Origin of the sequence: Nocardia sp. NPDC023852, assembly GCF_040639505.1 — a bacterium.
GTDB lineage: Bacteria > Actinomycetota > Actinomycetes > Mycobacteriales > Mycobacteriaceae > Nocardia.
On sequence record NZ_JBFAAB010000023.1, the window covers coordinates 85,927 to 99,124 of the forward strand.

13 protein-coding genes and 1 pseudogene are annotated in these 13,198 nt (G+C 66.0%); 12 read left to right on the top strand and 2 right to left on the bottom strand.

What is annotated here, in order from left to right:
* Window positions 1-63 precede the first annotated feature (63 nt).
* The 3 genes from AB0H00_RS25435 to AB0H00_RS25445 all read left to right on the top strand — a co-directional run bounded on the left by AB0H00_RS25435 (window position 64) and on the right by AB0H00_RS25445 (window position 2,392).
* Entirely contained in the window at window positions 64-1,542 is a 1,479-nt protein-coding gene (locus tag AB0H00_RS25435; RefSeq protein WP_357270863.1) for a cytochrome P450, read from the top strand.
* Entirely contained in the window at window positions 1,539-1,727 is a 189-nt protein-coding gene (locus AB0H00_RS25440) for a ferredoxin (RefSeq protein ID WP_357270866.1), read from the top strand. Before AB0H00_RS25435 ends, AB0H00_RS25440 begins: the two co-directional genes overlap by 4 nt.
* A gap of 431 nt (window positions 1,728-2,158) precedes the next feature.
* Complete coding sequence (locus AB0H00_RS25445; protein ID WP_357270869.1) at window positions 2,159-2,392, top strand: hypothetical protein; 234 nt, start codon at window positions 2,159-2,161, stop codon at window positions 2,390-2,392.
* A gap of 29 nt (window positions 2,393-2,421) precedes the next feature.
* Here AB0H00_RS25445 and AB0H00_RS25450 read toward each other — a convergent pair whose 3' ends face one another.
* Window positions 2,422-3,159 (bottom strand): uracil-DNA glycosylase, encoded by a 738-nt coding sequence (locus AB0H00_RS25450; protein ID WP_357270872.1) that lies wholly within the window; start codon window positions 3,157-3,159, stop codon window positions 2,422-2,424.
* A gap of 357 nt (window positions 3,160-3,516) precedes the next feature.
* Here AB0H00_RS25450 and AB0H00_RS25455 point away from each other — a divergent pair, with 357 nt between their 5' ends.
* From AB0H00_RS25455 to AB0H00_RS25485, 7 genes and pseudogenes are all read left to right on the top strand, one after another.
* A complete protein-coding gene (locus tag AB0H00_RS25455; protein WP_357270875.1) occupies window positions 3,517-3,960 on the top strand; it encodes a GyrI-like domain-containing protein in 444 nt (147 codons plus the stop codon).
* Window positions 3,957-4,391: an effector binding domain-containing protein gene (locus tag AB0H00_RS25460; RefSeq protein WP_357270877.1), complete on the top strand. Its 435-nt coding sequence runs from the start codon at window positions 3,957-3,959 to the stop codon at window positions 4,389-4,391. The genes AB0H00_RS25455 and AB0H00_RS25460 overlap by 4 nt, the downstream gene beginning before the upstream one ends.
* Before the next feature lie 250 nt (window positions 4,392-4,641).
* Window positions 4,642-5,415: a hypothetical protein gene (locus tag AB0H00_RS25465; protein WP_357270880.1), complete on the top strand. Its 774-nt coding sequence runs from the start codon at window positions 4,642-4,644 to the stop codon at window positions 5,413-5,415.
* Window positions 5,405-7,540, top strand: a complete 2,136-nt coding sequence (locus AB0H00_RS25470) for an Rv1355c family protein (RefSeq protein WP_357270883.1) — start codon at window positions 5,405-5,407, stop codon at window positions 7,538-7,540. Before AB0H00_RS25465 ends, AB0H00_RS25470 begins: the two co-directional genes overlap by 11 nt.
* 67 nt (window positions 7,541-7,607) lie before the next feature.
* Window positions 7,608-9,425 (top strand): EAL domain-containing protein, encoded by a 1,818-nt coding sequence (locus AB0H00_RS25475; RefSeq protein WP_357270910.1) that lies wholly within the window; start codon window positions 7,608-7,610, stop codon window positions 9,423-9,425.
* A gap of 199 nt (window positions 9,426-9,624) precedes the next feature.
* Window positions 9,625-9,741 (top strand): annotated as a pseudogene (locus AB0H00_RS25480) (alpha-(1-2)-phosphatidylinositol mannosyltransferase); the annotation flags it as partial.
* 99 nt (window positions 9,742-9,840) lie between these two features.
* Window positions 9,841-10,731, top strand: a complete 891-nt coding sequence (locus AB0H00_RS25485) for an SDR family oxidoreductase (protein ID WP_357270886.1) — start codon at window positions 9,841-9,843, stop codon at window positions 10,729-10,731.
* On the opposite strand, the gene soxR is transcribed toward AB0H00_RS25485, so the two are convergent.
* Window positions 10,700-11,185 (bottom strand): redox-sensitive transcriptional activator SoxR, encoded by a 486-nt coding sequence (soxR, locus tag AB0H00_RS25490; RefSeq protein ID WP_357270889.1) that lies wholly within the window; start codon window positions 11,183-11,185, stop codon window positions 10,700-10,702. The two genes, AB0H00_RS25485 and soxR, sit on opposite strands and share 32 nt — an antisense overlap.
* 133 nt (window positions 11,186-11,318) lie before the next feature.
* Here soxR and arcA point away from each other — a divergent pair, with 133 nt between their 5' ends.
* Together arcA and AB0H00_RS25500 are read left to right on the top strand one after the other, a co-directional pair.
* Entirely contained in the window at window positions 11,319-12,596 is a 1,278-nt protein-coding gene (arcA, locus tag AB0H00_RS25495) for an arginine deiminase (protein ID WP_357270892.1), read from the top strand.
* Between the two features lie 6 nt (window positions 12,597-12,602).
* Window positions 12,603-12,962, top strand: a complete 360-nt coding sequence (locus AB0H00_RS25500; RefSeq protein WP_357270895.1) for a GntR family transcriptional regulator — start codon at window positions 12,603-12,605, stop codon at window positions 12,960-12,962.
* The last annotated feature ends 236 nt before the right edge of the window (window positions 12,963-13,198 follow it).

The window sequence follows — 13,198 nt, forward strand, 5'->3', positions numbered from 1 at the left end:
CGATCATCGCCACGGTGAGGATAGCTTCCGATATGGTCGAGGGGTTCGCAGTATCGCGAAGGGATGAAGGCTATGAATCTTCTTGCGCCCCAGACGATCAACGAGGTTGCCGACCGTGTCCGCCAGGCGCGGGCCAGGTTGGCCTGGCGCGCGCAGCGGGCCGGTGCGCGGCTGGCCGAGCGCTACCCCGTCTCGGCGCGGCCGCTGGCCGAGCCGCCATCGGGTAGCGGACTGAAACCGGTGTCGGGAGACTTCGGTCTTCCCGGAATCGGGTACACCTTGCATGCGTTGGCTGATCCGATTCAATTTTCGCGCAAGAGATTCGATCAGTGGGGGCCGATCCAGTGGTTCGGGCTGCTCGGTCGCCGCGTGGTCGGGATCGGCAGTCCGGAGGGGCTCGAGGCGGTCATGATGGACCGGAACAAGGCATTGTCGGCGCAGCGCGGTTGGGACTTCCTGATCGGCCCGTTCTTCCGCGGTGGGCTACTGCTCCGCGATTTCGACGAGCATCTGTTCCATCGGCGCATCATGCAGCAGGCTTTCACCAGGCCACGGTTGATCGGCTACCTGGATCTGACCACCCCGCGCATCACCAGCGCAATCGCGGGCTGGCAGCCCGGCAGCGACTTCCGCGTGTACAGCGCGATCAAGAAACTGCTGCTCCAGCAGGCCACGGAGGTGTTCGCGGGCGCCGAACTCGGCAGGGAGGCCGCTCGGTTGCAGCATGCTTTCGAGGACGCGGTGCGCGGTGGAGCGGCGCTGATCCGGACGAACATGCCGGGTGGTGTGTGGGCCCGCGGTTTGCGCGGGCGGCGGACGCTCGAGAGATACCTACGCCGCGAGCTACCGAAGAAACGTGCGGGCAAAGGCAACGATCTGTTCAGCGTGCTGTGCCGGGCGACCACGGAGGAGGGACATACCTTCACCGACGTCGAGGTGGTCGAGCACATGATCTTCGTGATGATGGCCGCGCACGACACCAGTACCATCGCCGCGTCCATGCTGGTCTACGAACTCGCCAGGCACCCCGAATGGCAGGATCGGCTGCGGGCCGAATCCGTCGCGCTGGGGAAGCCGTCGCTCGACTACGACGATCTCGATCGCTTGCCTTCGCTGGACCTCGCGTTCAAGGAGGCACTGCGGATCTATTCGCCGGTGGCCCAGCAGCTGCGCGAAACCCTCAGGGATACCGAACTTCTCGGTTACTTTCTGCCGAAAGGGACGCTTGTCCTGAGCGGCACGTACGCCATCATGCGCACCGACGAGTACTGGCACGATGCGGATGTCTTCGACCCGGAGCGTTTCGCCGACGACCGCCGGGAGGACAAATCGCACCGCTTCGCATGGGCTCCCTTCGGTGGTGGCGCGCACAAATGCATCGGCCTCTACTTCGGCGCGATGACTGTGAAAGCTCTTGTGCACCAGATGTTGTTGAACTATCGCTGGAGCATTTCCGACGGCTACCGGGTGCCCTTGGTCGCAGGAACCGGCCCTACGCCCGCTGATGGACTGCCGATTCACCTGGAACGGATCACCCGATGAAAATCATCGCCGACCGCGCGATCTGCGAGGGGCACGGCATGTGCGAAGCCTTGGCACCCGATGTGTTTCGGGTCGGCGACGACGGGATCGTCGTTCCGCTTGCCGACGCGGTGTCCGCGTCGGGTCACGCAGTGATCGAACTCGCCGTCGACACCTGCCCGGTCCAGGCGCTACGGCTGGAATGAGATCCCGTTGCCGACCGACATGCGGCGGGCGAGTTGGCGGTCGGGACGGCGGATCGGCACGGTCGACGCCCATCCAGATAGCGCGGACCGTTCGCGAGGGCCGCGGCGACTTCGCGGTCGTCCGTGACAGCGGGGTACGGGTGTAAGGCCCGGCGATGCAGGCACCATCGTAGGTGGGTGTGCAGAGCGGTGCCCAGTCGTTCATTTCGCCGGTCGCGGCGTGCCGATCCCGCATAGCGGCACTCGTCGAGGTGCCCGTTCTCAACGAAGGGATGCCGGGGCGATCGGTGTGTCCACGTCGGCCTCGACGGCGACCAGCGCGCTGCCGAGCGGGCGTCGTCATTTCTTCCGCGTTCGTTTCGCACCGTCACCTGTGGGTACCGCGAAGCGGGACTGGCTGTCAATCGATTCGAGAGGAGAGGTGATGCCCCATGGCCACCTGCGACACCTGTGGAAACGAGTACGACAAGACATTCACGATCACCCGTGACGGCCGATCAGCCATCTTCGACAGCTTCGAATGCGCGATCACCGCGCTCGCCCCGGTGTGCACGCACTGCTCCTGCCGGATCCTCGGGCACGGCGTCGAGGCGAGTGGAGACTATTTCTGCTGCGCGCACTGCGCTCACGAGGCGGGACACCCAGCCTTGGTGGACCACGTCTAGGCCGAAGGAGCGGCATCGGTCTGAAAGATTCACCGACGAGGTAGGGGCGCGGAATGTCCGCCGATCCCCGCGGCCGCAGCGGCGTCGCTGAGCACTGCCTCGAGCATGGCCGGTGTGAGCCGCCCGGTGAAGGTGTTCTGCTGGCTCACGTGATAGCAACCGAACAGGTGCAGCGGCGCCCGGTCGACGTCGACCGGGGCCAGTTCCACGTGCGCTCCGTGGCCGAACCGCGGTCGCGGTCGCGGCACGAGCCAGCCTGCGTCGGCCAGCACCGGGAGCAGTGCCTGCCAGCCGAACGCCCCGAGCACCACCACCGAGCGCAATGTCGGTGTCAGCAGAGATAATTCGGTGTCCAACCAGTGACGGCAGCGGTCCCGCTCGTCGGGGGTCGGCTTGTTGCCCGGTGGAGCGCAGTGCACCGGGGCGGTGACCCGCACGCCGGACAGCCGCAGCCCATCGTCGATGCTGGTGGCCGTCGGCTGGTTGGCCAAGCCCACGGCGTGCAGCGCGGCGAAGAGCACGTCTCCGCTGCGGTCTCCGGTGAACATGCGCCCGGTCCGGTTGCCGCCGTGCGCGGCAGGTGCCAGGCCGACGATCAGCATCTGTGCGTCCGCCGGTCCGAATCCGGGAACCGCACGACCCCAATAGGTTTGGTTCCGGAAGGCGGCGCGTTTCTCCCTGGCGGCGAACTCACGCCATGCGACCAGCCGCGGGCAGGCGAAGCAGTCCGCGACCGCGGCGTCGAGTTCGGCGATAGTGCGGCACATGTCAGCTCGGGATGAGGGCAGGGTGGTGATACGCCGCGTGCGGTCGCACTCCGGTGATCAGGGTGGTGCGGTTCCGGCTGTCCTGCATAAGACTCCGTTCGGTGGTAGCTGTGCTGCCACATGATCGGTGAATCGGACCATCATGCTCACTATGCATCACCTAGCGCGGCTCGATCGGCTCTTTTCCCATCGGACCGGATCGCATCCACCGGTCATCTGTCCAGTTCAGCGGGGTGCCGTCGGCGGATAACGAGCCGGACAGGTGATCGGTACCACTCGGTCCGTGTTGGTAGCATGGCCTTCCTAACCGACCGGAAGCGGGTTCTCACCCCCGGATTCACCTCGAAAGAGTCCTCCATGCAGTTTGAAATCGTCGAGCGGGACGAGACGTGGGTTGCCGGGCTACCGGTGCGCAGCCCGAAGCGTGCGCTCGGAGAACTGCGTGACCGTGATCTGGAGGCCGCGTGGGCGGCTGTTTTGCACCAGGAACTCGGCGGCCCGCTGGCCAGCGCCTACACCGACTACTCCGGCGAGCTCGGCACCTACAACACGCAGATCGTCGGCTATCAGTGCGCGTCGTTCGACAAAGTCACCCGCGGTCACTTGGTCGCCCGGTTGCGGCGTGGCCGCTACGCCCGGTTCTCCTCGGTCGGTAACTTCCCGCAGGTGATGACCGACCTGTGGACGCAGATCGCCTACGCCGAGGAACACAAGCAGATCAAACGGACGTATACCGGCGATTTCGAGTGTTATCCGCACGCGTACAAGATCGACCTCTACCTGGCGGTCGAGGCGCGATGACCTATGCGATCGTGGTGCGTGCCGAGGCGATCTACGGCGGACTGGTCGTTCCGCGGGTGCGTCCGAGTTTCAAGGTCAGCAACAGCGACCTGATCGAGTTCCTCAAGGACCGGCTGCGCGACCGGGTCGGCGCGGATCAACCGATGTACACGGTGTACGTGCCCGATCCGGCTGGGAACTACAACGCGGTGGTCTGCTTCGAATACCCGGCGGCGGAGGCCGTTCCGGTGGGTGACGTTCTGGTGCGTGTGCCGAAAGGCGTCTATGCCCGTTTCGCGCCGAACGGTGATTATCACGATCCGATGGAGGATGTGTGGGCGCAGGTCGACGACGCGACGGCGTCGGCCGAAATTACTCGCGCCTACCGTGAAGAGATCGAGATCTGGCGGGGGCCGGAGTCGGTCGAGCTGTTCATCTCTATTCTGGTCTAGATTGCTAATCGGTAGCTGACCAAGAACCGACTGGTCTCCATGTTCTATTCTGTCTCGACGTCGGCTGTTCTGACCTGCTAAAAGACCTCATCGCGCCCAGGGTTTTCGGAAGATTAGCCGGCCGGCTGGTCAATTCCTGTCGGATGACGGATACTGCCCTGGGCAACGTCATCTCGGCTCATGGGCCGCGGGGTGCTGCATGAGGCTGGACTATCGCGCATTGCGGCGCGGCGATGGAGTAGGGAACAACATGACTGTGGAAGTGATTGCAGTCGTGCCGGCGAACTCCCTTGGGCGGGGAGTGCTGCGGTATTACGACAGGCAATCCGAGTGCGCGTTCTTTGCCTCCCAGCCGGATGTCCGGCCGGTGCTCTGGAACAGATATCTGGGCGGAGCGCTGGAGGTTTACCGGCATTTCGGGGTGGAACACGCACTTGAATACGACGCGGTCGCCGACGGTCGGTCGACTTCGCTGTTCTTCGTCGCGGTCGACTCCGCAGGGGAAGTGGTCGCCGGCGTGCGGTTGCAAGGGCCCTACGCGGATGCCGGGCAGGCGCACGCGTTGGTCGAGTGGAGAGGCCATGCCGGCGAGAACGATCTGCGCACGATGATTGCCTATCGGATATCGGAGGGCGTGGTCGAAGCCAAGGGCGCATGGGTCGCTCGCGACGCGACGCACCGCTCCGAGCTGAGCGCTGCCATCTCGCGCACGGTGCTGCACGGCGCGCGCTTGCTCGGGGCGCGTTACGGCTTCGCCACGGTGGCTTCCTACACCGTGGCCAGACATCGGGCATGCGGAGCGGTGCCCGCTGAGCGAATCCCCGCGGTGCCGTATCCGGACGAGCGCTACCAGACCGTCCCGCTCTGGTGGGACACTCGGGGATATCAGGCGTTTGCCGAGGAGCCGCAGCGGTCGCTGGTCGAACTCGAGCAGGAGACGTTCGGCATACCGGGTGCCTGTCCGCCAGAGCTGCGGCGAGGGACTGGAAGGGGAAGGGAGGCTCGGCACCGACATGGGCGATGACCGGAGCCGGCTGGCGCGTCATCGGCCACTGATTCTCGACCGGACCGATCCGGAAGACGCTCGGACACTTGCCGCGCTGCGCGCGGATCCGCACCTCGAATTCACCGATCTTCGGGGGTTGCTGCGTGCTGAAATCGGCAAAATGGTTGCTGCCCCGAACATTTCGGAGGGCTCCGAGGCGGACCGGTGGATCTACTATCCGTGGCGGGCCGCGGTGATCGGATTGCCCGGCCCGCGAACTTTTCGAATGATTCGGCTCGACCGAAACCGGAACAAGCTGACCAGACCCGAGCAGGAGCGCCTGGCGAATCTCGCGATCGGAGTTGTCGGACAAAGTGCCGGACATGCCATAGCGCACCTCCTCGCACTCGAAGGTGTATGCGGAAGTTTGCGGTTGGCCGACTTGGACGATATCGAGTTGTCCAATCTCAACCGGGTTCCGGGAACGCTGTTCGACATCGGCGTCAACAAGGCGGTCGTGACGGCCCGACGTATTGCCGAACTGGATCCCTACCTGCCGGTGGAGATCTTCGGCGCAGGCGTAGACGAAAATTCGGTGGACGAGTTCGTGGACGGTCTCTCGATCGTCGTCGAGGAATGTGATTCCCTCGATATGAAGCTCGTGATCCGCGAGGCGGCCGCGAGACACGGTATTCCATTACTGATGGAGACGAGTGACCGCGGTTTGCTGGATGTCGAGCGTTTCGATATCGAGCCACAGCGCCCCGCATTCCACGGTTTGCTCGGCGATATCCACGCGGCTGACCTGCGCGGGCTGACCGCGAGGGAGAAGGCGCCGTTCGTGGTGAAGCTGCTCGGTGCCGCCGGGCTGTCGCCGCGGCTGGGCGCGAGCCTGGTCGAAGTCGGTGAGACCGTGACCAGCTGGCCGCAGCTGGCCGGCGACGTCACCCTGGGCGCCGTGAGTGTCGCCGCCGCCGTCCGGCGTATCGGACTCGGGATGCCGCTGAATTCCGGTCGTATCCGGGTGGATCTGGAACGCCATCTGGACGAGTTGGCCGACCCGTCGCCCGCCGGTGAACAGGTGTGGAAGGAGGCCGTGGCCGACACCGTCGACGGCCCGATCGACAGCGTGCTCGCGTGTGCACAGCGCGCGCCGTCGGGGGGAAACATGCAGCCCTGGTCACTGCGTGCCGAGTCGGGTGACATTCGCATCGAGCTGGCGCCTGAGTACACGTCGGCGATGGATATCGGCTATCGCGGTAGCGCTGTCGCGCTAGGCGCGGCCGTGTACAACGCGCGCGTCGCGGCCGCCGCGCACGGCATTCTCGGCCCGCACGAGTTCATCGAGGGCGCGCCCGGCTCCGGCGAGCTCGTTGCGAATCTTCGGCTGGGCGGTGACCGGAATCCGGCGCTCGCCGCCGACTATCCCGCGGTGTTGCGCCGCGCGACCAACCGCCGGGTCGGTACCGGCGCCCGCCTTGCCGACGGCGTGCTGGATTCGCTTGTCACGGCCGCCGAATCGGCTGGTGCGCATCTTCGCGCCGTGGTCGATCGACCGGGAATCGAACAGGCTGCAAGTTTGCTGGGCGACTCTGATCGAATCCGCTATCTCACGCCGCGGTTATATGAGGAAATGCTCGCCGAAGTCCGCTGGCCCGACGACGACCCGGAAACCGGGATCGACGCGCGCAGCCTTGAACTCACCGACGACGAGTGGGCGGCATTCGAGATCATCACGCGCGCCGATGTCATGGCGCAGTTGCGATCCTGGTCGGGAGGTGCGGCTCTGGGGAAATACACCTGCGACCGCGTGCTGTCCAGCTCCGCCATTGTGGCAGTGACATTCGATGGCGCGAACCCGCGGTTGACCGAGTATGCCGAGGCAGGTGCCGCGGCTGCTTCGGTTTGGGTACATGCCGAGCGGCTCGGTTTGTGCGTACAACCGATTTCGCCCGTATACCTGTATGCCCGACGCCCTGGCGAACTTACCGCGATTTCTCCCGACTTCGTGGATACACTAGCGTCACTTCAGGGCCGTTTCCTGAACCTGCTGGAAGTGCCTGAGCATGAGATCATGGCGTTGGTGCTTCGCCTGAGCTACGCCTCCGCCGCCACGGTTCGCAGCAGGCGGCGTCCGGTGCTCGGTGTGGACACCAGTAGCTAGCGCGATCGGAGACAATGTGCCACGGCGGACACTCGACTCGTTGGTGACCCAGGTCGCCTCGGAGCTGATGGGTGTGGACGCCACGACGATGGTGGCCGCGACCGAACGTGTGCTCGCTCAATTGGTCGAATACTTCGACGTGGATTTCAGCTATGTACGACACACCGACCGCGAACGTCGAGCAACCGTCCTCGTCGCGGAGTGGCCGCACCGGCAGAACGTGCCCGATCCGGACCCCTTGGGAGTGATCTATTTCGACACCGCCGACCCGGTATTCCGTGCGCTGGAGAATGCGACCGAGCCGATGGTCGCGCGTCCGACGCCGGAGTTCGCCGATTACCAGGAGACGGTCCGGCGGGCGTCCGGCATCGCGGCGGTGACCTCCGCGGCCGTGCCGCTGCTGTCCAGGGGTGAGCCGACCGGTGCCCTAGGGTTCGTGAAGGAGGGCGATCGGGAGTGGAGCACTCGTGAAATCAATGTTCTCAAGGCCATCGCGGCGCTCTTTGCTCAGTTACAGGCGCGGGTGGTCGCCGAGGAACGGCTCCGATACATCGCGCTGCACGACGACCTGACCGGGTTGGCCAATCGGCGGGCGCTGCTCGAGCATATGGAAGAAAGATTACGTACCGGAAGCCCCGGTCCAGTGGCGGCTTTCTTCCTCGACCTCGATCGTCTGAAGGCACTCAACGATTTCCTCGGTCACACCGCGGGGGACAACTTCATCCGCACGCTGTCGACGCGGCTGCGGGAAAACCTGGACCCGCACGACATGATCGCCCGATTGGGCGGCGACGAATTCGTTATCGTTCCCGCCAAACCAATGGACGCGGTGGCCGCCGAGTACGAGGCGAACCGCATCCAGCAGTTGATCGCCCGGCGCGTCACCGTCGGCGGAGAATCCGTCAGTCGCGCTGCCAGCGTCGGCGTGGCGCTCGGAAATCCAGGCGAGACCACTGTTGCCGACGTGCTCCGCCGCGCCGATCACGCGCTGCTCTCGGCGAAGTCCGGCGGCGGCAACGGCGTCGCGGTGTTCACCGACACCATGCGCGCCCAGTTCGAACTACAAGACGACGTGGAACTCAACCTGCGCGGTGCGGTCTCGGACGGCTCGCTGCTGCTGCACTATCAGCCCGAGGTAGACCTGCGCACCGGTCGCATCGTCGCGTTGGAGGCGCTGGTTCGCTGGTTGCATCCGACCAGGGGCCTGTTGCCGCCCGGCGCGTTCGTCACCGTCGCCGAGGCCACCAATCTGGCAGGCGAGCTGGGGCGCTGGGTGATCCGGTCGGCGTGTGCGCAGTTCGCCGAATGGCGGCGCCGCGGCATGGCAGCCAATGTCGTGATGCGGATCAATGTGTCACCGGTGCAGTTGGTCAGCCTCGATTTCGTCGAGCGAATCGAAGACATCCTGCGGCTGTTCGGCATCGACGGAAGTTCGGTGTGTCTCGAGATCACCGAGCACGTCGTGGTGCAGGATCTGGCCAGAACCCAGGTCACGCTGCGCGGACTGAAGCGAATGGGTGTGCAGATCGCCATCGACGACTTCGGCACCGGATACAGCTCGCTCTCCCACCTCAAAGCGCTGCCCGTAGACGCGGTGAAGATCGACCGGGGCTTCGTGCAGCGCCTCGGCGCGAGCACGGACGATCTGGCCATCGTGAAATCCATCATCGGCCTTGCCGGTTCGTTCGGCCTCGGCGTGGTCGGCGAAGGCGTGGAGACCGCGGTCGCCGCGCGGACGCTGGTCGGCCTCGGATGCTATCGGGCGCAGGGTTTCCTGATCGCGCGGCCGATGCCCGCCGAGCAGGTCGAAGCCCATCTCGCCGTCGGCAAGATCGCGCTCGACCTGGATCTGCCCCGTGCGGGTCGCGGATTGGCTACGCACTGAATCGCGGCCCGCGTGTCCGGCAGTTCGTGACTGTTTCTCGAAACGCTCGGGAAATCCGAGGTACGACACTCTTGTCAGCGGCGGCGCCCTGACCATAGATCGGGTCGATCCGCTGGTTAGCCGGTTCTTTCACGGTTGTTCGCGCCCCGTTGGGCGCATCGGTTCCTGCGGTAACCCGATCCGCTGCACGATCGGCGAAGTGCGCATTGTTCAGCTTGCGAACTTCTACGGCCCCCGGTCGGGTGGGTTGCGCACCGCGTTGCACCACCTCGGCGATGGCTATGTCGCCGCAGGACACGAGGTGGTGCTGATCGTCTGTCGCGGGCATGTGCTCGCGGTGCTCGGCCGTTAGCGGCGGTGGCCGTCCGACTCGGATGCTCGACTACCCTGCGGGAAACCGATTCGGCGATTCGAGATGGGATGCGCAGTGCTTGGTATTGGTCGCGGGCGCGCGGGCCGCAAGACGGTGCGCGGCGCAAGGGTTCTGGTCACGGGCGCTGCCAGCGGGATAGGCCGGGCGACCGCGCAGGCCGCCGCCGCGGCCGGCGCCGAGCTGGTGCTCACCGACATCGACGCGGCCGGCTTGGCCGAGACGGTGGCCGACATCCGTAAGTCCGGTGGTGTCGTCGCTGTGGCCGAGGCGCTCGACATCACCGACTACGACGCGGTCACCGCCTTCGCTGAGCAGGTGCACGCTCAACTCGGCAGCCTCGACGTGGTCATGAACGTCGCGGGCATCTCCGCGTGGGGGACGGTCGAGAACCTGGAGCACCGGCACTGGCGGCGGATGGTCGAGGTCAACCTGATGGGCCCGATCCACGTGATCGAGAACTTCGTGCCGCCGATGGTGCGCGCCGGCCGGGGCGGCGCGCTGGTGAACGTGTCGTCGGCGGCGGGGCTACTCGCCCTGCCCTGGCACGCGGCCTACAGCGCGGGCAAGTACGGCATTCGCGGTGTGTCGGAGGTGCTGCGCTTCGATCTCGCACAGCACGGCATCACAGTGCACCTGGTGGTGCCCGGCGCGGTGAACACACCGCTGGTGCGCAGCGTCGAGCTGGTCGGAGTGAACAGGGAGGACCCGAGGATCAAGCGGCTCACCACGACCTTCGCCGAGCATGCGGTGGCGCCGGAGCGGGTGGCGACGGCGATCCTGCGCGGGATCGAGCGCAACCGCTTTCTGGTCTACACCTCGTTCGACATCCGGTTCGGCTATTGGTGGGCGCGCAAGTTCGCCTTCCCGTACGAGTTCGTCATGCGGCGCGCCAGTGCGCGGTTCAGCAGGTTGCTGGCTTCGTCGGGCAGTTGAGGTGCACGTCGAGTACGCGGGCGCCGGGGCCCTCGGCGCCGAGCCGGTCGTGCTCGTTGACCAGGCGGCAGCTACCCAGCGACAGGCAGCCGCAGCCGATGCAGCCGGTGAGGTTGTCGCGCAGGCGGGTCAGCTGAGTGATCCGGTCGTCGAGGTCCGCACGCCATGTGGTGGAGAGCGTCTCCCAGTCGCGCCGGGTGGGGTTGCGGCCCTCCGGGAGCTGATCGAGGGCGGCCCGGATTTCGCTCAACGGGATGCCGACTCGCTGGGAAATGCGGATGAAGGCCACTCGGCGCAGCGTCTCGCGGGCGTACCTGCGCTGGTTCCCGCTGGTGCGTCTGCTCGTGATCAGCCCTTCGCGTTCGTAGAAGTGCAACGCGGATACCGCGACTCCACTACGCTCGGAGAGCTGCCCGGGGGTCAGCTCCTTCGCTCGCCAATCGGCTGTAAACATGCGCTCTCCTCTATTCACCTCAACAATACTTCAGGTTAGGATGAGCTGGGGTCGGAATCCGACAGTGCGGGCCGATCGGCGCCAAGGACGAGAATTCCGTGCTCTCGGGGCCGCGGCGAACTACGGTCTGATCATGGGAGCAGACGCTGTGCCTACGCGGCACGGAGAGGATCCGAACCCGGCGGGGCCCGATCCCGAGCCGGACGGCCCACGACTCGCGGTGACGTCTGAAGTGGGCACCCTGCATACGGTGCTGCTGCATCGGCCGGGTGACGAGCTGCGCAGGCTTACGCCGCGCAACAACGATCAGCTGTTGTTCGACGGCATCCCGTGGGTGGAGCGCGCACAGCAGGAACACGACACGTTTGCGGGCGTTCTGCGTGAACGCGGTACCGAGGTGCTGTTGCTGTCGGACCTGCTCGCGGAGACGCTCGCGGTCAGCGGCGCCGCCCGCATCCAGGGCATCTCGGCCGCGGTGGACGCGCGCAGGCTCGGGCACGCGCTCGCCGACGAGCTGGCTGCCTTTCTGCGCGGCGTTCAGGCCAGGGAACTGGCAGGCATTTTGATGGCGGGGATGACCTTCGATGAGTTGCCGTTCGGGCCCGACGCCACCTCGCTGGTCCGCCGCATGCACCACGGCGCGGACTTCGTCATCGATCCGCTGCCCAATCTCCTTTTCACCAGGGACTCCTCGTTCTGGGTCGGCCCGCGTGTCGCGATCACCTCGCTCGCGCTGCCCGCCAGGAGCAGAGAGACCTCGCTGACCGACCTCATCTACGCCTTCCATCCCCGCTTTCTCGGCGTGCGCCGCGCCTACGAATCGCATACCGCGCCGATCGAGGGCGGAGACGTGCTGCTGCTCTCCCACGGCGTCGTCGCGGTGGGCGTCGGCGAACGTACCTCGCCCGCAGGCGCGGAAGCGCTGGCGCGCAGCCTGTTCGACGACGACCTCGCGCACACCGTGCTCGTGGTCCCGATCGCGCAGAGTCGCGCGACCATGCACCTGGACACCGTGTGCACGATGGTCGACGCCGATGCCGTGGTGATGTATCCCGCCGCGCGAGAGTCGTTGCGCGCGTTTACGATTCGCAAGGAGAGTGACGGTCGGGTCAGCATGAGCGGTTCCGACCCGTTTCTGCCCGCCGCCGCCACCGCGATGGGCATCGACAAGCTACGGGTGATCGACACCGGGCTGGACGGGGTCACCGCTGAACGCGAGCAATGGGACGACGGCAACAACACTCTCGCCCTCGCCCCTGGCGTAGTGGTCGCGTACGAGCGCAACGAGATGACCAACGCCAGACTGGAGGAGGCGGGCATCGAGGTGCTGCGCATCCCCGGTTCCGAACTGGGATCCGGCCGAGGCGGACCCCGCTGCCTTTCCTGTCCGCTGTCCCGGAATGACAGGTGAGTCCGCATGTTCACGATCACGGTGTCGCACGAGTCGGCCGTGCCGCCCTACGAACAGCTTCGCCTCGGCGTCATCGCCCAGGTGCGTTCCGGCGACCTGACGGCCGGAACCAAGATCCCCACCGTCCGCGCACTGGCCGCCCGACTCGGTCTCGCCCCGAACACGGTGGCGCGGGCTTACCGCGAACTGGAGGCTGAAGGGGTGATCGAGACCCGAGGCAGACAGGGGTCTTTCATCGCTTCGTCGGGTGACACGACGCGGGACGTAGCGGGGCGGGCGGCTACCGCGTATGTCGCGACAGTGCGCAGGTTGGGGTTGGACGACGAGGCCGCTCTACGGTATGTGCGGGCAGCGCTGGAAGGCTGACATACAACTCGGAAGCGAGCCACGAAATACGGCACACCGGATGCCGCAGAGCCCCCTCGAGCAACTACTCGGCCCAACCCCGACTTTCGAGCGCAGCGAGACTGAGCATTGCCCGTTCGCGGCCCGGCTCGCGTCCGAGCGGCCGACGCGTTCGCGACGAAGTCGCCAGCGGCGGTCGCTCGGACGCGAGCCCTGAGGGGGCCGCGAACACGCCGCGCCCGCGCGGCCAAATTACC

Bases quoted from the DNA above. Each gene is read 5' to 3' on its own strand.
- AB0H00_RS25460 (WP_357270877.1), top strand. From the start codon at position 3,957: ATGACCTATGCGATCGTGGTGCGTGCCGAGGCGATCTACGGCGGACTG.
- AB0H00_RS25475 (WP_357270910.1), top strand. From the start codon at position 7,608: ATGGGTGTGGACGCCACGACGATGGTGGCCGCGACCGAACGTGTGCTC.
- AB0H00_RS25465 (WP_357270880.1), top strand. From the start codon at position 4,642: ATGACTGTGGAAGTGATTGCAGTCGTGCCGGCGAACTCCCTTGGGCGG.
- AB0H00_RS25435 (WP_357270863.1), top strand. From the start codon at position 64: ATGAAGGCTATGAATCTTCTTGCGCCCCAGACGATCAACGAGGTTGCC.
- AB0H00_RS25500 (WP_357270895.1), top strand. From the start codon at position 12,603: ATGTTCACGATCACGGTGTCGCACGAGTCGGCCGTGCCGCCCTACGAA.
- AB0H00_RS25450 (WP_357270872.1), bottom strand. From the start codon at position 3,159: ATGTGCCGCACTATCGCCGAACTCGACGCCGCGGTCGCGGACTGCTTC.
- AB0H00_RS25445 (WP_357270869.1), top strand. From the start codon at position 2,159: ATGGCCACCTGCGACACCTGTGGAAACGAGTACGACAAGACATTCACG.
- AB0H00_RS25470 (WP_357270883.1), top strand. From the start codon at position 5,405: ATGGGCGATGACCGGAGCCGGCTGGCGCGTCATCGGCCACTGATTCTC.
- arcA (WP_357270892.1), top strand. From the start codon at position 11,319: ATGGGAGCAGACGCTGTGCCTACGCGGCACGGAGAGGATCCGAACCCG.
- soxR (WP_357270889.1), bottom strand. From the start codon at position 11,185: ATGTTTACAGCCGATTGGCGAGCGAAGGAGCTGACCCCCGGGCAGCTC.
- AB0H00_RS25455 (WP_357270875.1), top strand. From the start codon at position 3,517: ATGCAGTTTGAAATCGTCGAGCGGGACGAGACGTGGGTTGCCGGGCTA.
- AB0H00_RS25440 (WP_357270866.1), top strand. From the start codon at position 1,539: ATGAAAATCATCGCCGACCGCGCGATCTGCGAGGGGCACGGCATGTGC.
- AB0H00_RS25485 (WP_357270886.1), top strand. From the start codon at position 9,841: ATGGGATGCGCAGTGCTTGGTATTGGTCGCGGGCGCGCGGGCCGCAAG.